General features: G+C 63.9%; 13 protein-coding genes. 12 read left to right on the top strand and 1 reads right to left on the bottom strand.

Translation table 11 applies throughout. The features are described from left to right. Position 1: 1 nt before the first annotated feature. The 8 genes from nusA (at position 2) to AC3WLX_RS24690 (ending at position 10,599) form a co-directional block, all read left to right on the top strand. Positions 2 to 1,609: a transcription termination factor NusA gene (gene nusA, locus AC3WLX_RS24725; protein WP_492337949.1), complete on the top strand. Its 1,608-nt coding sequence runs from the start codon at positions 2 to 4 to the stop codon at positions 1,607 to 1,609. Positions 1,610 to 1,669: 60 nt separating this feature from the next. Then, entirely contained in the window at positions 1,670 to 2,353 is a 684-nt protein-coding gene (locus tag AC3WLX_RS24720; protein ID WP_492337948.1) for an RNA-binding protein, read from the top strand. A 70-nt stretch (positions 2,354 to 2,423) separates the two neighbouring features. Beyond that, the gene (infB, locus tag AC3WLX_RS24715; protein ID WP_492337947.1) at positions 2,424 to 5,120 is read left to right on the top strand and encodes a translation initiation factor IF-2; all 2,697 of its coding nucleotides are present in this window, start codon (positions 2,424 to 2,426) and stop codon (positions 5,118 to 5,120) included. A gap of 157 nt (positions 5,121 to 5,277) precedes the next feature. Further along, complete coding sequence (gene rbfA / locus AC3WLX_RS24710) at positions 5,278 to 5,736, top strand: 30S ribosome-binding factor RbfA (RefSeq protein ID WP_291629769.1); 459 nt, start codon at positions 5,278 to 5,280, stop codon at positions 5,734 to 5,736. Then, positions 5,733 to 6,851: a tRNA pseudouridine(55) synthase TruB gene (gene truB / locus AC3WLX_RS24705; protein WP_492337946.1), complete on the top strand. Its 1,119-nt coding sequence runs from the start codon at positions 5,733 to 5,735 to the stop codon at positions 6,849 to 6,851. Before rbfA ends, truB begins: the two co-directional genes overlap by 4 nt. 2 nt (positions 6,852 to 6,853) lie before the next feature. Further along, complete coding sequence (rpsO, locus tag AC3WLX_RS24700) at positions 6,854 to 7,123, top strand: 30S ribosomal protein S15 (RefSeq protein WP_008540131.1); 270 nt, start codon at positions 6,854 to 6,856, stop codon at positions 7,121 to 7,123. Positions 7,124 to 7,500: 377 nt separating this feature from the next. Beyond that, entirely contained in the window at positions 7,501 to 9,663 is a 2,163-nt protein-coding gene (gene pnp / locus AC3WLX_RS24695; protein WP_492337945.1) for a polyribonucleotide nucleotidyltransferase, read from the top strand. A gap of 204 nt (positions 9,664 to 9,867) precedes the next feature. Then, a complete protein-coding gene (locus AC3WLX_RS24690; RefSeq protein WP_492337944.1) occupies positions 9,868 to 10,599 on the top strand; it encodes a superoxide dismutase in 732 nt (243 codons plus the stop codon). Positions 10,600 to 10,709: 110 nt separating this feature from the next. Here AC3WLX_RS24690 and katG read toward each other — a convergent pair whose 3' ends face one another. Then, positions 10,710 to 12,878 carry a catalase/peroxidase HPI gene (gene katG, locus AC3WLX_RS24685; RefSeq protein WP_492337943.1) on the bottom strand — a complete coding sequence of 723 codons (2,169 nt, stop codon included), beginning with the start codon at positions 12,876 to 12,878 and terminating at the stop codon, positions 10,710 to 10,712. 113 nt (positions 12,879 to 12,991) lie between these two features. Here katG and AC3WLX_RS24680 point away from each other — a divergent pair, with 113 nt between their 5' ends. The 4 genes from AC3WLX_RS24680 to AC3WLX_RS24665 all read left to right on the top strand — a co-directional run bounded on the left by AC3WLX_RS24680 (position 12,992) and on the right by AC3WLX_RS24665 (position 16,222). After that, the gene (locus tag AC3WLX_RS24680; protein WP_291620137.1) at positions 12,992 to 13,918 is read left to right on the top strand and encodes a hydrogen peroxide-inducible genes activator; all 927 of its coding nucleotides are present in this window, start codon (positions 12,992 to 12,994) and stop codon (positions 13,916 to 13,918) included. Between the two features lie 7 nt (positions 13,919 to 13,925). Beyond that, the gene (locus AC3WLX_RS24675) at positions 13,926 to 14,384 is read left to right on the top strand and encodes a GNAT family N-acetyltransferase (protein ID WP_492337942.1); all 459 of its coding nucleotides are present in this window, start codon (positions 13,926 to 13,928) and stop codon (positions 14,382 to 14,384) included. 92 nt (positions 14,385 to 14,476) lie between these two features. Then, positions 14,477 to 15,301, top strand: a complete 825-nt coding sequence (locus AC3WLX_RS24670; protein WP_492337941.1) for a hypothetical protein — start codon at positions 14,477 to 14,479, stop codon at positions 15,299 to 15,301. 6 nt (positions 15,302 to 15,307) lie between these two features. Further along, positions 15,308 to 16,222, top strand: a complete 915-nt coding sequence (locus AC3WLX_RS24665) for a hypothetical protein (RefSeq protein WP_492337940.1) — start codon at positions 15,308 to 15,310, stop codon at positions 16,220 to 16,222. Positions 16,223 to 16,316 lie beyond the last annotated feature (94 nt).

The raw sequence follows: 16,316 nt of genomic DNA, 5'->3' as shown, positions 1-16,316 counted from the left end.
CATGGCAGTCAGCGCCAACCGACTTGAATTGCTTCAGATCGCGGACGCCGTCGCGCGCGAAAAATCGATCGACCGCGGCATCGTCATCGCCGCGATGGAAGACGCCATCGCCAAGGCGGCGCGGGCCCGTTACGGCAGCGAAACTGACGTTCATGCCGAGATCGACCCGAAGAAGGGCGAGCTGCGACTGTCGCGCCACATGCTGGTGGTCGATAAGGTCGAGAACCACTCCAACCAGATCTCGCTGGTGGACGCGCAGCGCGCCAATCCCGGCGCCCAGGTCGGCGACACCATCGCCGACACCCTGCCGCCGCTGGAATACGGCCGCATCGCCGCGCAATCGGCCAAGCAGGTGATCGTGCAGAAGGTGCGCGAGGCCGAGCGCGACCGGCAGTACCAGGAATTCAAGGACCGGATCGGCGACATCGTCAACGGCGTCGTCAAGCGGGTCGAATATGGCAGCGTGATTGTCGATCTCGGCCGTGGCGAAGCCATCATCCGCCGCGACGAGATGCTGCCGCGCGAAGTGTTCCGCAACGGCGACCGCGTCCGTGCCTACATCTTCGACGTCCGCCGCGAAACGAGAGGCCCGCAGATCTTCCTCTCGCGCACCCATCCGCAGTTCATGGCAAAACTGTTCGCGCAGGAAGTGCCGGAAATCTATGACGGCATCGTCGAGATCAAGGCGGTGGCCCGCGATCCCGGCTCGCGCGCCAAGATCGGCGTGATTTCGCGTGATTCCTCGGTCGATCCGGTCGGCGCCTGCGTCGGCATGCGCGGCTCGCGCGTGCAGGCCGTGGTGAACGAGCTGCAGGGTGAGAAGATCGACATCATCCCCTGGTCGCCCGACATCGCGACCTTCGTGGTCAACGCATTGGCACCGGCCGAAGTCTCCAAGGTCGTCATCGACGAGGACCGCGAGCGCATCGAGGTCGTGGTGCCCGACACCAACAACCAGCTTTCGCTCGCGATCGGCCGCCGCGGCCAGAACGTGCGCCTGGCCTCGCAGCTCACCGGCTGGGACATCGACATCCTGACCGAGCAGGAGGAATCGGAGCGCCGCCAGGCCGACTTCGAGAACTCCACCCGCGTCTTCATGGAATCGCTCAACGTCGACGAAGTGGTCGGCCAGCTGCTGGCGTCGGAAGGCTTCACCTCCGTCGAGGAACTCGCGATGGTGGACGTCAAGGAACTCGCCGGGATCGAGGGATTCGACGAGGAGACCGCACAGGAGCTGCAGAACCGCGCCCGCGAATATCTGGAGCAGCAGGAAGCGGAGCTCGAGACCCGGCGCAAGGAGCTCGGCGTCGAGGACGCCCTCAAGGACGTGCCCGGCGTGACCTCGAAGATGCTGGTGAAGTTCGGCGAGAACGACATCAAGACGGTCGACGACCTCGCCGGCTGCGCCACCGACGATCTGGTCGGATGGACCGAGCGCAAGGAAGGCAGCGAGCCGACCAAGCACGCCGGCGCGCTCGACGGCGTCGACATCTCCCGTGACGACGCTGAAGCGATGATCATGCAGGCCCGCGTCAAGGCTGGCTGGATCACCGAGGCCGATCTCGCCAAGCCCGAAGAGGCCGAGGCGACTGAGGATCAACCCGCTTAGGGCGTGTCCATCATGCGTCAAGACCACGCGACTTAGAGAGCCAAGGAGAATGTCGCCCGGATGCTTGCCAGCGTTGACAGCGAACTCGACCATGGGCCGCGGACCGAAAGGTCCGCGACCATGCGCATGTGCGCGGTCAGCCGCGAGGTCCGGCCGATCGACGAGCTGATCCGCTTCGTCGTCTCGCCGCAAGGAGACGTGGTTCCCGATCTCAAGCGCAAGCTGCCCGGTCGCGGCATGTGGATCACCGCCTCGCGGAAGGTGGTTGCGGAAGCCGTGCGGCGTCACCAATTCAGCAAGGCCTTCAAGCGCGACCTGCGCCCCCTTCAGACGCTTCCCGCCGACATCGAGACGCTCCTGGTTCGGAGCGTGACGGAAGCCCTTGGGATCGCCGCCAAGGCGGGCCAGGTTGTGGCCGGCTTCGGCAAGGTCGAGAGCGCCCTTCGGGAAGGCACGGTCGAGGTCCTGATCCATGCCAGCGACGGGGCCGCGGACGGAATCCGCAAATTGGACGTGCTGGCGCGTCAAAATGCCGGAAATCGCGGCGCTCCGCCGCAGATTCCCGTCGTCACCGTACTGAAATCGATAGAATTGGATTTGGCACTGACCCGGTCAAATGTGATACATGCTGCCCTGCTCGCGGGCCCGGCGAGCAAGTCATTCCTGTCACGTAGCCAGATGCTGGTCCGATACCGGATGGCGGACGACGACAGGACTGCCGAAAAACCCGGCCAGGATTTCTGAGAGACAACGACGACCCGATTGGATGGTGCGGCAACGCACAACACTGACAAATCAGGATTAGGACTGCTGAATGGTTGATACCAAGACCCCTGGCGACAAGAAGCTGAGCGTTCCGAGCAAGACGCTATCGCTCAAGCCGCGCGTCGAAACGGGCACCGTACGCCAGAGCTTCAGCCATGGCCGTAGCAAGCAGGTCGTGGTCGAGAAGCGCGGCAAGCGCCGCATCGGCGACGGACCCGAGCCGCACGCGCCCGAGGTGACGGCAAAGCCCGCGGCAAAGCCGGCGCCGGCCGCACCCGCCGCGCCGTCGCGCCCGGCGCAGTCCGCCCCGCCGCGCAACGCCGGTTCCGGCGTGGTGCTGCGTACCCTCACCGAGGACGAGCGCTCGGCGCGCGCCAGCGCGCTGGCAGATGCCAAGCTGCGCGAGGTCGAGGAGCGCCGTCAGGCCGAGGAAGAGGCCCAGCGCCGCGCCGTCCGCGAGGCCGCCGAGCGCGTCGAGCGCGAGGCCGCCGAAGCTCGTCGCAAGGCCGAGGAAGAGCGGCATCGCCACGAGGACGAAGCCAAGCGCAAGGCCGAGACCGAAGCCAAGAAGCGCTTCGGCGAAGGCGAGCAGCCGGCGGCCGCGCGGCCCGCAGCGGCAGCTCCGGTGACGAGCTCTCCGCGTCCTGCGCTGAGCACGGCGCGACCTGCGGCGACCACCACTGCGCGCCCGGCAACGACCACGCAGCGGCCAACGGGCCCTGTGGGGCGCGCTCCTGCGGTTGCGGCCGGCCCAGACGAGGACGACGGTCCGCGCCAGATCCGTCGCGGTCCCGGCGGCGCCGCGCGTCCTGTGGCTGCCCCCAAGACCACCCACAAGCCCGGCCCGCAGAAAGAGCGCGGCCGCCTGACGGTCGTCACCGCGCTCAATGCAGACGAGGTCCGTGAGCGCTCGATCGCCTCGTTCCGCCGCCGCACCCAGCGCCTGAAGGGCCACGCCTCGAACGAGCCGAAGGAAAAGCTGATCCGCGAAGTCACGATCCCGGAGGCGATCACCATCCAGGAACTCGCCAACCGCATGTCAGAGCGTGCGGTGGACGTCATCCGCATGCTGATGAAGCAGGGCGCGATGCACAAGATCACCGACGTGATCGACGCCGATACCGCCCAGCTGATCGCCGAAGAGCTCGGCCACACCGTCAAGCGCGTTGCGGCAGCCGACGTCGAAGAAGGCCTGTTCGACATCGTCGACGACTCCACCGACACCGAGACGCGCTCGCCCGTCGTGACCGTGATGGGTCACGTCGACCACGGCAAGACCTCGCTGCTCGATGCGCTCCGCCACGCCAACGTCGTCTCCGGCGAAGCCGGCGGTATCACGCAGCATATCGGCGCGTACCAGGTGGTATCGCCCGAGAGCGGCAAGAAGATCACCTTCATCGACACGCCCGGCCACGCCGCGTTCACCGCGATGCGCGCCCGGGGTGCCAAGGTCACCGACATCGTCGTGCTGGTGGTCGCGGCCGACGACGGCGTGATGCCGCAGACGGTCGAAGCCATCAACCACGCCAAGGCGGCGCGGGTGCCGATCATCGTTGCCATCAACAAGATCGACAAGCCCGACGCCAAGCCCGAGCGCGTGCGCACCGAGCTGCTCCAGCACGAGGTGCAGGTGGAATCCTTCGGCGGCGAAGTCGTCGACGTCGAGGTGTCCGCCAAGAACAAGACAAATCTCGACAAGCTGCTCGAGATGATCGCGCTCCAGGCCGAACTCCTCGACCTCAAGACCAATTCGGAGCGTCCGGCCGAGGGCACCGTGATCGAAGCCAAGCTCGATCGCGGCCGTGGTCCGGTCGCGACCGTGCTGGTCCAGCGCGGCACGCTTCGTGTCGGCGACATCATCGTCGCCGGCGCCGAAATGGGCCGTGTCCGCGCGCTGATCTCGGATCAGGGCGAGACGGTGCAGGAAGCCGGCCCCTCGGTGCCGGTCGAAGTGCTCGGCTTCAACGGCCCGCCGGAGGCCGGCGATCGCCTTGCCGTGGTCGAGAACGAAGCCCGCGCCCGTCAGGTCACCAGCTACCGCGCGCACCAGAAGCGCGAGAACGCGGCTGCCTCGATCTCCGGCATGCGCGGCTCGCTCGAGCAGATGATGTCACAATTGAAGACCGCGGGCCGCAAGGAATTCCCGCTGATCATCAAGGCCGACGTGCAGGGCTCGCTGGAAGCGATCCTCGGCTCGCTGGAGAAGCTCGGCACCGACGAAGTCGCCGCCCGCATCCTGCATGCCGGCGTCGGCGGCATCTCCGAATCCGACGTGACGCTCGCGGAAGGCTTCAACGCCGCGATCATCGGTTTCTCGGTTCGAGCCAACAAGGAGGCCGCTGCGGCCGCCAAGCGCAACGGCATCGAGATCCGCTATTACAACATCATCTACGACCTCGTGGACGACGTGAAGAAGGCGATGAGCGGCCTGCTCGCGCCGACCTTGCGCGAAACCATGCTGGGCAACGCCTCGATCCTGGAGATCTTCAACATCTCCAAGGTCGGCAAGGTCGCCGGCTGCCGCGTCACCGACGGCACCGTGGAACGCGGCGCCAATGTGCGCCTGATCCGCGACAACGTCGTCGTGCATGAAGGCAAGCTGTCGACGCTGAAGCGCTTCAAGGACGAAGTGAAGGAAGTCCAGTCCGGTCAGGAATGCGGCATGGCCTTCGAGAACTATCACGACATGCGTGCCGGTGACGTGATCGAGTGTTATCGCGTGGAGACGATCCAGCGCTCCCTGTAAGTCCAAATCTTACCGAAGCGTCCGGATCTTTTTGAACTGAAATTGCGGGAGTGCGATGGCCGGATTTTTCCGGCCATCCGCCCCTCTTCGTTTCAACAGGACAAATGACAGTGCCCGTGTCCAAGGGATGCGGGCATGACGAGGTGATTTCTAGAAAATGCCACGCCATCATCAGAAGAAGAGTTCCGTGCCCGGCGGAGGCTCGCAACGTCAGTTGCGCGTCGGCGAGCAGGTTCGCCACGCGATGGCCGAGATTCTGGCGCAAGGCAACGTGCATGATGCCGATCTCGAAGGTCACATCATCACCGTGCCGGAGGTGCGGATGTCGCCTGACCTGAAGCTCGCGACGGTCTACGTGATGCCGCTCGGTGGCCGCGACACCGAGATCGTCATCGCTGCGCTCGAGCGCAACAAGAAGTTCCTGCGCGGCGAGGTCGCGCGGCGCGTTAACCTGAAATTTGCACCTGACATTCGCTTCCGCGTCGACGAACGATTCGACGAAGCGGAACGGATCGAGAAGCTTTTGCGAACACCTGCGGTGCAGAAGGACTTGGACAAGGATCCGGACAAGGATCTGGAACAGAATCCGGCTTCGGATCGGGAAGAAAAGCAATGACGATGGACCCGGCTCACGGCACGGTCGACGGCAACGACGCCGATCAGCGCGATGTGCAGAAGAATGATTTCGCGGACATGGGCGGCAAGTCTCAGCCCCATCAGGAGCCGCGCCGCGTCAACAACGATCCGCGCGCCAAGCAGCAGAGGGGCAACCAGGTTCGCCGCGACCGGCGCGACGTCCATGGCTGGGTCGTGCTCGACAAGCCGATCGGCATGACCTCGACGCAGGCGGTCGCCGTGCTCAAGCGCCTTTTCAATGCCAAGCGCGCCGGGCACGCCGGCACGCTCGATCCGCTCGCCTCGGGGGGCTTGCCGATCGCGCTCGGCGAAGCCACCAAGACCGTTCCCTTCGTGATGGACGGCCGCAAGCGCTACCGTTTCACGGTGTGCTGGGGCGCAGAGCGCGACACCGACGACATCGAGGGCCGGGTGACCGCGACCTCCGACCAGCGCCCGACCCGGGAGGAGATCCTGGCGCTGCTGCCCCGCTTCACCGGGGTGATCGAGCAGATCCCACCGCGCTATTCGGCGATCAAGGTCCAGGGCGAACGCGCCTATGACCTCGCGCGCGACGGCGAGATCGTGGAACTGGCCCCCCGCCCGGTCGAAATTCACCATTTAACCCTTGTCGATCAACCCGATAGCGACCGGGCCGTATTCGAGGCCGAGTGCGGCAAGGGCACCTATGTCCGGGCGCTGGCCAGGGATATGGGCCGGATTCTGGGCACTTACGGTCATATTTGCGCGCTCAGGCGCACCCTGGTCGGCCCATTTGGCGAAAACGACATGATTCCACTGGATCAGTTGGAGGCTTTGTGCGATAGAGCCGCGTCCGGCGAGGGAAGCCTCGCCGACGCGCTTTTGCCCGTTGAGACCGCGCTGGACGACATCCCGGCACTGGCCGTCACTCGGGCTGATGCGGCAAGGCTCCATCGGGGCCAGGCCGTTTTGTTGCGCGGACGGGATGCGCCCACTTGTAGCGGCACAGTCTATGTCACGGTGGCAGGCCGTCTTTTGGCGCTTGCCGAAGTCGGCAACGGCGAAATCATCCCCAAGCGTGTGTTCAACCTGACCGGCCTGACTGCCAGCCCCGGTCGCAACGAGAGAAATTGACGATGTCGATTGCCGCAGAACGCAAAGCGGAAGTCATCAAGACGAATGCCACCAAGGCCGGCGACACCGGCTCGCCCGAGGTTCAGGTCGCGATCCTCTCGGAACGCATCAACAACCTCACCAACCATTTCAAGACCCACGTGAAGGACAACCATTCGCGTCGCGGCCTCTTGAAGCTGGTCTCGACCCGCCGCTCGCTCCTCGACTATCTCAAGAAGAAGGACGAGGCGCGGTACAAGGCGCTGCTCGAGAAGCACAATATTCGTCGTTAAGTGTTCCTGCGCGCGCCACTGGCGCGCGTTTTCGTGCGTGGTTTCGAACGAGAATCGTTTCTTTGAAGGTTTTTGATCGAGGCTGCGTGCGCGTCGGATGCAAGCCGTTGTCGGCGAGCATCCGGGCATGAACAGCGAAGACCGCGGTTCGGTATTCGCGCTCGTGCCGACTGACAGTCCAGCAGCAATCCGGCGGCTGGGCACAACGGGCAAGGCGCCCGTATGACCCGAAAGGATGGACGCCATCCGACATTCAAAAACCATGGCAGGATCGCAGGACGCTGATCATCCGCTCCGATCAGCGTCCCGCAATCTTGCGCATGGTTTTTGTTTTTGGAAGCGTCCCTTCTTTCGAGAAACCATGAAAGAAGACCTCTATGTTCAATAAGCATTCAGTCGAGATCGACTGGGGCGGACGCCCACTCAAGCTCGAAACCGGCAAGATCGCCCGCCAGGCCGACGGCGCCGTCGTCGCCACCTACGGCGAGACTGTGGTGCTCGCCACCGTCGTCGCGGCGAAGGCGCCGCGCGAAGGCGTCGATTTCCTGCCGCTGACCGTCGACTACCAGGAAAAGACCTACGCCGCGGGCCGCATTCCCGGCGGCTATTTCAAGCGCGAGGGCCGTCCGACCGAGAAGGAGACGCTGGTCTCCCGCCTGATCGACCGTCCGATCCGTCCGCTGTTCGTCGACGGCTGGCGCAACGAAACCCAGGTGATCGTCACCGTGCTGTCGCACGACATGGAGAATGACCCTGACATCGTCGCTCTGGTGGCCTCGTCGGCCGCGCTGACCTTGTCGGGCGCTCCGTTCAAGGGCCCGATCGGCGCAGCCCGCGTCGGCTTCGCCAATGACGAGTTCATCCTCAACCCGACCCTCGACGAGATGGTCGACACCCAGCTCGACCTCGTCGTCGCCGGCACTGCCGACGCCGTGCTGATGGTGGAATCGGAAGCCAAGGAGCTGAACGAGGACATCATGCTCGGCGCCGTGATGTTCGGTCACCGCCACTTCCAGCCCGTCATCAAGGCCATCATCGAGCTGGCCGAGAAGGCCGCCAAGGAGCCGCGCGAAGTCACCGTCATCGACAATGCCGCGCTCGAGAAAGAGATGCTCGGCCTCGTCGAGCAGGAGCTGCGCGCCGCCTACGCCATTCCGGTCAAGCAGGATCGCTACGCTGCGGTCGGCAAGGTCAAGGAAAAGGTGATGGCCCATTACTTCCCCGAGGGGCAGGAGCCGAAATACGACAAGCTCCGTATCGCCGGCGTGTTCAAGGAGCTCGAAGCCAAGATCGTTCGCTGGAACATCCTGGACACCGGCAAGCGTATCGACGGCCGCGACAGCAAGACGGTGCGCAACATCGTCGCCGAAGTCGGCGTGCTGCCGCGCGCTCACGGCTCGGCGCTGTTCACCCGCGGCGAGACCCAGGCGATGGTGGTGACCACGCTCGGCACCGGTGAGGACGAGCAGTATATCGACGCGCTGTCGGGAACGTATAAAGAGACGTTCCTGCTGCACTACAACTTCCCGCCCTATTCGGTCGGCGAGACCGGCCGCCTGGGCGGCACCAAGCGCCGCGAGATCGGCCATGGCAAGCTCGCCTGGCGCGCGATCCATCCGGTCCTGCCTCCGCACCATGAATTCCCCTACACGGTGCGCGTGGTGTCGGAGATCACCGAATCCAACGGCTCGTCGTCGATGGCTTCGGTCTGCGGCGCCTCGCTGGCGCTGATGGACGCCGGCGTGCCGCTGAAGCGGCCGACCGCGGGCATCGCGATGGGCCTGATCCTCGAAGACAAGCGCTTCGCGGTTCTCTCGGACATCCTCGGCGACGAGGACCATCTCGGCGACATGGACTTCAAGGTCGCCGGCACGGAAGCGGGCATCACCTCGCTCCAGATGGACATCAAGATCGAGGGCATCACCGAAGAGATCATGAAGGTCGCGCTCGGCCAGGCCAAGGACGGGCGTATCCATATTCTCGGCGAAATGGCGAAGGCGCTCACCAACGCCCGCGCCGAGCTCGGCGAATACGCGCCGCGCATCGAGACCTTCAAGATCCCGACCGACAAGATCCGCGAAGTGATCGGCACCGGCGGCAAGGTGATCCGCGAGATCGTCGAGAAGACCGGCGCCAAGGTCAACATCGAGGACGACGGCACCGTGAAGGTCGCCTCCAGCGACGGCGAGGCGATGAAGGCCGCGATCAAGTGGATCAAGTCGATCGCTTCCGAGCCGGAAGTCGGCCAGATCTACGACGGCACCGTCGTCAAGGTGATGGAGTTCGGCGCCTTCGTGAACTTCTTCGGTTCCAAGGACGGCCTCGTCCACATCAGCCAGCTCGCGTCCAGCCGCGTGCAGAAGACCTCCGACGTCGTCAAGGAAGGCGACAAGGTCAAGGTCAAGCTGCTCGGCTTCGACGATCGCGGCAAGACCCGCCTGTCGATGAAGGTGGTCGACCAGACCACCGGCGAAGACCTCGAGGCCAAGGAGAAGGCCGCCGAGGGCGAGAAGGCCCCGCGCGAAGCGGCGGGCGAGTAAGCTCTCGGAACATCTGAACACCAAGGGCGGCTGAAAGGCCGCCCTTTTTGTTGGCCCTTTGCGACCTGCATCCTCGATGCGCCGTGCGCGATTCCGCCGCACCGTCACGACCACTTCGATCGAAACCCGAAGTGGCTGCAGCCGCGTACCTACTTCTACCCGCCATACGCTTCCCCAGCGGATCGTCCCAGACAGGAGAACCAAATGTCATCCATATCCCGGCGCCGTCTCATGTTCGCAGCAACCGGCCTCGTTGCGGCTGCCGCTGCCCCGCGCTTGGCGTTTGCGCAGGCGGCCATGGCGCCCACAGGGCCGTTCAAGCTCGATCCACTGGCCTATCCGGCGAACGCGCTGGAACCGCATATCGATGCCAAGACGATGGAGATCCATCACGGCCGCCATCACCAGGCCTTCATCACCAACCTGAACAATTTCGCCAAGGACAATCCGCAGATCGCCGAGAAGCCGGTCGCGGAAGTGCTGGGCAACCTCGGCGCGGTTCCGGAAGCGATCCGCACCGGCGTTCGCAACAGCATGGGTGGCCACGCCAATCACACGATGTTCTGGCGGATCATGGGACCGAACGGAGGCAAGCCGGAGGGCGCCCTGCTCGCCGCAATCGACAGCGACCTCGGAGGCATGGAAAAGTTTCAGGCCGACTTCAACGCCGCCGGCGGACGCGTCTTCGGCTCGGGCTGGGTGTTCGTGACTGTCAGCAAGGACGGCAAGCTCGCCATCGAAACGCGACCCAACCAGGACAATCCGATGATGGACGGCAAGCGGGCGCTGCTCGGCAATGACGTCTGGGAGCACGCCTACTATCTGAACTACCAGAACCGACGCGCCGATTATCTCAAGGCATGGTGGAACACGGTGAACTGGAAGGCGGTGGGCGAGCGCTACACTGCCGCGAAGGCCGGCAAGCTCGATGTCTGATCACAGACAATGATCAAAAAAGAAGGGCGGCCTCCCGGCCGCCCTTCCTGCTTACGCGTCGCTACCGACTGCCGCTCACCTCTCCCGCGTGGGGGAACGGCAGCCTCGCTTTACTTGCGCACGATGTCGTAGCGGTCGAGGTTCATCACTTTCGTCCACGCCTTGGCGAAGTCCTTGACGAACTGCTCCTTGGAGTCCGACGTGGCGTAAACCTCGGCATAGGCGCGGAGCTGAGAGTGTGCGCCGAAGATGAGGTCGACACGCGTGGCGGTCCACTTCACCGCGTTGGTCTTGCGGTCGTGCCCCTCATAGCTACCGTCGGCCGACGGCACCCACTGCGTGCTCATGTCGAGCAGGTTGACGAAGTAGTCGTTGCTCAGCGTTCCCACCTTCGCAGTGAATACACCGTGTTTCGAACCGTTGGCGTTGGCTCCGAGCACACGCAGGCCGCCGAGCAGCACCGTCATCTCGGGGCCGGTGAGCCTGAGAAGTTGCGCGCGATCGACCAGGGCTTCTTCCTGCTGCATGAACTGATGCCGCTTGCCGACATAGTTGCGGAAACCATCGGCCCTCGGCTCCAGCGGTGCAAACGAAACTGCGTCGGTCTGCTCCTGCGAAGCATCCATCCGGCCCGGCGTGAAGTCGACCTTCACCTCGACACCGCCGTCCTTCGCGGCCTTCTCGACCGCGGCGGTGCCGCCGAGCACGATGAGGTCCGCCAGCGAGACCTTCTTGGCGCCGGATGACGCGTTGAAGTCCTTCTGGATCGCTTCGAGCTTGCCGAGCACCTTGGAAAGCTGAGCCGGCTCGTTGACCTCCCAGTCCTTCTGCGGCGCGAGACGAATGCGCGCACCGTTGGCGCCACCGCGCTTGTCCGAGCCGCGGAACGTCGAGGCCGAGGCCCAGGCGGTCGAGACCAGCTCGGACACCGAGAGGCCGGAGCCCAGGATCTTGGTCTTCAGGACGGCGATGTCCTGGTCGCTGACCAGCTCGTGATTCACGGCCGGGATCGGATCCTGCCAGATCAGCGTCTCCTTCGGCACCAGCGGGCCGAGATAGCGCTGGATCGGGCCCATGTCGCGATGGGTGAGCTTGAACCAGGCGCGGGCAAAGGCGTCAGCGAACTGGTCCGGGTTCTCCAGGAAGCGACGCGAGATCTTCTCATACGCGGGATCGAAGCGCAGCGAGAGGTCCGTCGTCAGCATCGTCGGCCGATGCTTCTTCGACGGGTCGAACGCGTCCGGAATAATCGCTTCGGCGTTCTTGGCGGTCCATTGCTGAGCGCCGGCCGGGCTCTTCGTCAGCTCCCATTCGAAGTTAAAGAGGTTTTCGAAGAAGTTGTTGCTCCACTTCGTCGGCGTCTTCGTCCAGGTCACTTCCAGACCGCTGGTGATGGAGTCGGCGGAGTGGCCCGCCCCATGCTTGCTCTTCCAGCCGAGGCCCTGATCTTCGAGTGCACCTGCTTCAGGTTCCGGACCGACCAGCGACGGATCTCCGGCGCCATGGGTCTTGCCGAAGCTGTGGCCGCCGGCGATCAGCGCGACGGTCTCCTCGTCGTTCATCGCCATGCGGGCGAAGGTCTCGCGGATGTCCTTGGCCGCAGCGACCGGATCCGGCTTCCCGTTCGGGCCTTCCGGATTGACGTAGATGAGGCCCATCTGCACCGCGCCGAGCGGCTCTGCCAGCTCACGCTCACCGCTGTAGCGCTCATCACCGAGCCAGCTGCCTTCGGGACCCCAATAGAGCTCTTCCGGCTCCCAGACGTCGACGCGACCACCCGCGAAACCAAACGTCTTGAAGCCCATCGATTCCAGCGCGACGTTGCCGGCGAGCACCATCAGGTCGGCCCAGGAAATCTTGCGGCCGTATTTCTGCTTGATCGGCCAGAGCAGCCGGCGCGCCTTGTCGAGGTTGGCGTTGTCGGGCCAACTGTTGAGCGGTGCGAAACGCTGCTGACCGGCACCGGCGCCACCGCGGCCATCGGTGGTGCGATACGTGCCCGCGCTGTGCCAGGCCATGCGGATCATGAGACCGCCATAGTGGCCGAAGTCGGCGGGCCACCATTCCTGCGAATCCGTCATCAAGGCGGTCAGGTCCTTGATGAGCGCGTTCAGGTCGAGCGACTTGAATTCCTTGGCATAGTCGAAGTCCTTGTCCATCGGATCGGACTTGTCGGAATTCTTGTGCAGCACCTCGATGTTGAGCTGCGTCGGCCACCAGTCGCGGTTTGAGCGAACGGGTTTTCCGCCCGAAAACGGGCACTTCGAAGTGTCGTCCATAAATACCTCCTCTGGCGGCGTCGACTTGCGCCCTTGACCAGGTAGAATCACTCTAAGCGTCGCAAACGATCAGGTAAAGTTGACTTTAATGATCGCTGCGATAGGATTTTCTGATGATCAATGTGACGCTGCGCCAGCTCCGGTATTTCGATGCGCTGGCGCGTCATGGCCATTTTGGTCGCGCGGCGGAGTCCTGCTCCATCTCGCAACCGGCCTTGTCGATGCAGATCAAGGAGCTGGAGGAGGCGCTCGGGGGCCTGCTGCTGGAGCGCAGCGCGCGCCAGGTGGCTCTGACCCGGTTCGGCGAGGAGCTCGCCGAGCGGGTCCGCGATATCCTGCGCTCGGTCGACGAGCTCGGCGATTTCGCGCGGGCATCACAGGACCGCTTTGCCGGCCGGCTGCGCATCGGCATGATCCCGACCATCGCGCCATACCTGCTGCCGAAGATCACCAAGAATCTCACGCGCATGCATCCGGAGCTCGATATCCGCGTGCGCGAGACCATGACGCCGCGGCTGATTCAGGAGCTGGTGGAAGGCCGGCTCGATACCGCCATCGTGGCACTGCCGGTGTCAGAGCCTTCGCTCACCGAGGTCGCTCTGTTCGAGGAAAAATTCCTGCTGGTGCGGCCGGCCGCCGATGAAGGCACGCCGGCGCCGTCGCGGGAGATGATGCGCGAAATGCGGCTTCTGCTGCTCGAGGAAGGGCACTGCTTCCGCGACCAGGCGCTCTCCTTCTGCAACATGCAATCGGCGCCGCCGCGCGAGATGCTGGACGCCAACTCGCTGTCGACGCTGGTGCAGATGGTCAGCGCCGGCATCGGCGTCACCTTGATCCCGGAGATGGCGGTGCCGGTCGAGACGCGATCTGCCACGGTCTCGCTGGCGCGCTTCCGCGACCCCGAGCCGTCGCGCACCATCGGCATGGTCTGGCGCAAGACCAGCCCGCTGGCGCGGCAGCTGCTCCAGATCTCCGAGGTGGTGTGCCTGTCGGCCGGCAAGGTCCGCGCGCGGCAATCCGTTCGCAGCCAGAAGGCTTGAGCGGCAGATGCCGGATCCGATCATCCGCCCCGCCCGCTCCGACGAGTACGACGAGATTGGCCGTGTCTGGATGGAGAGCTGGGTCTCGACCGGGCTCGGCGAGGCCAGCGACTTCCTGCTGGCCAATTTGCGTGCGCGCATCAGGCGCGAGATCGAGAACGGCTGGAGCCTTTTCGTCGCCGACGACCGCGGCACGATCGCTGCGATGCTGGCGCTGCATGTGCCGAAGCTCTATCTCGACATGCTCTTCGTTGCCCCCGCCTATCAGGGGCAGTCGATCGGCCGGCAACTGCTCGCCTTCACCCGCACGCAGATGCCCGAAGAGATGTACCTGCGTTGCGTTCGCGAGAACGAAAAGGCCTGGCGCTGGTACGAGCGCGAAGGGTTCGTGTTCGAGAAGGAAGAGATCGAGCCGTCGAACGGGTTCGTGATGAAGTATTACCGGTGGAAGCGGCTCAGGGGGTAAGCACTGGACTCCGGGCGCAGCTTGCGGTTGTCACGATCCCCACCTAGTGTGACGAGATCGATGACCTCCTGCCTCTGATCCCCCCGAAATCCATGCTCCGCATTGCTGTCTCGTTAATTGTGCTCTCGTCCATATGGACCCCGGCGGTCGCGCAAACGCCTCCAACACCCGCCGCGCCTTCCGCTCGGACTGCAGCGCCGGCCAAGAAGGCAGCGCCGAAGGCCAAGCCGGCTGCACAACAGCCGGTCGCGGCGGAGAGAGGCCCATGTCAAATCGGCGTCATTTCCGCGATCGGAGACCGTTTCTCGGTACAACATGTCGGCCTTACGATGTTCGGCAACGAATATCTGGAAGCGCCGATCGAGACGTGGGGCATCGATGATCTGTTTGTTGCGAAGGTTCGAGCCGCGGCTCCCGGCACGGCTGTCCGAAAAATCGCTTACGCAAGCGGAGCCTTCAAGCCTTACTATCAACCGGAAGCAAAACTGTTCCGCAATGACCGCAACGACCTGACGGCCCTGGTGCGGCAGATCGCCGGAACTGCAAATTGCGAACGCTACGTCGTAGCCACGAAAGCCCGCGCTTCGGTTGATGGCACCAATCAGTCAATCGAGGGCCTCGGAGTCTACAAAAATTGGGCGAGCCCTTCCGGGCGTGGCGTCGTGGTTGCCCATTACCGTATCAACGTTTTTGACGGACGGACCTTCGACATCCATCGAGCGCCCACCCGGAGCTTCGGAGATGTGCTTGCTTCGAGTTTTTCCAGCAAGAACGGCAATATGCAAATCCTCGACAATCTCGAGTTTCCCAAGACTCCTGAACAGGTGACCAACAGTGCATTGCTGCGTGACAGCACACGCAGCCTGCTCACGGCCCAGCTGGAAAAGTATCTGCCCGCATACATCAAGGGCGAGTAAGCCCCCATGGCGACAGGACACGTATTTGACGTTCTGGCCCGACTGGTCGCTATTGCGGCTGTCCTGTGGTGCTTTTCAACATCTGCTTCGGCGCAGACCCAATCAACAGGGACGCAGACGGCAGGACCAGCCGTCAGGCAAGCCAAAAGCAAGTCGACCACGGGGCGTGTAGCGACGGGCAGGCCCGTTCCCGTGGCCGGCAACTCGTGCGACTTCGGTGTCGTGGTCACCACCGGCGACGAGTTCACCGTGCAGACGACCGGCCTGACCGTATTTCAGAACAAGAAGACGGTGGTCCCGATCCCAGGCTGGGGACTGAGCGATCTGATCTTCGCGCGGACTCGCGCCGCGATCCCTGTCGGCGCATCCGTTCTGAGAATTCCCTACAACCCGGCTAAATTTCCTCCCCGCGATGAGTCGAAGGATACGTTGAAAGACAGGTTGGTACGCGATCTCAACGCGGAGCTAGCCGAATACATGCGCCAAGTGGCGAAAGGAACGAATTGCCGGCACTACATCCAGATTCTCAATGCAATCAGTCCGGTCGGGTCATCAAGCTATACGGTCCGCGGCTTCGGCATCCTCAACCAGGATGTGGTGCTCGGGCGTCGCATCTTTCTCCACGCCCTGGCATTTATCCGTATCTTTGACGGGCGCGACTTTGCCATCGTCAGACAGAGCTCTGCGCTGATCAACCTGGACCATTCGCTGGCGGTACAGAGGTTTTTGGGCAAGCTCGTCGGCGGCCCTTATCGAGAGTTGCCCGCAGAATCGTTTCCAACGCATCCTGAAGATGCCGCCGGCAATCCCGCACTGCGCGACGGCGTACGCGCCATGCTGACGGAAAGCCTCGACAAGACGCTGCCGCTCTTGCTCGGGGCTCGACCAGCAGCGCGTCAAAGCGACGTCAGAGAACGTTGACCCACATATCGTTCACGCCGCTTGCCTTCCTCCTAGGGTTAGTGCGTTGCGGATACGCGGCAAACGCGGCATGAATTGCGCGCTGTTCGCCGCT

The sequence above is a fragment of the Bradyrhizobium sp. FW305-F6 genome (assembly GCF_058782905.1).
The sequence above is the reverse complement of the archived record's forward strand: the minus strand, read 5'-3'. Positions and strand labels throughout refer to the sequence as shown.

Bases quoted from the DNA above. Each gene is read 5' to 3' on its own strand.
- nusA (WP_492337949.1), top strand. From the start codon at position 2: ATGGCAGTCAGCGCCAACCGACTTGAATTGCTTCAGATCGCGGACGCC.
- AC3WLX_RS24720 (WP_492337948.1), top strand. From the start codon at position 1,670: ATGCTTGCCAGCGTTGACAGCGAACTCGACCATGGGCCGCGGACCGAA.
- infB (WP_492337947.1), top strand. From the start codon at position 2,424: ATGGTTGATACCAAGACCCCTGGCGACAAGAAGCTGAGCGTTCCGAGC.
- rbfA (WP_291629769.1), top strand. From the start codon at position 5,278: ATGCCACGCCATCATCAGAAGAAGAGTTCCGTGCCCGGCGGAGGCTCG.
- truB (WP_492337946.1), top strand. From the start codon at position 5,733: ATGACGATGGACCCGGCTCACGGCACGGTCGACGGCAACGACGCCGAT.
- rpsO (WP_008540131.1), top strand. From the start codon at position 6,854: ATGTCGATTGCCGCAGAACGCAAAGCGGAAGTCATCAAGACGAATGCC.
- pnp (WP_492337945.1), top strand. From the start codon at position 7,501: ATGTTCAATAAGCATTCAGTCGAGATCGACTGGGGCGGACGCCCACTC.
- AC3WLX_RS24690 (WP_492337944.1), top strand. From the start codon at position 9,868: ATGTCATCCATATCCCGGCGCCGTCTCATGTTCGCAGCAACCGGCCTC.
- katG (WP_492337943.1), bottom strand. From the start codon at position 12,878: ATGGACGACACTTCGAAGTGCCCGTTTTCGGGCGGAAAACCCGTTCGC.
- AC3WLX_RS24680 (WP_291620137.1), top strand. From the start codon at position 12,992: ATGATCAATGTGACGCTGCGCCAGCTCCGGTATTTCGATGCGCTGGCG.
- AC3WLX_RS24675 (WP_492337942.1), top strand. From the start codon at position 13,926: ATGCCGGATCCGATCATCCGCCCCGCCCGCTCCGACGAGTACGACGAG.
- AC3WLX_RS24670 (WP_492337941.1), top strand. From the start codon at position 14,477: ATGCTCCGCATTGCTGTCTCGTTAATTGTGCTCTCGTCCATATGGACC.
- AC3WLX_RS24665 (WP_492337940.1), top strand. From the start codon at position 15,308: ATGGCGACAGGACACGTATTTGACGTTCTGGCCCGACTGGTCGCTATT.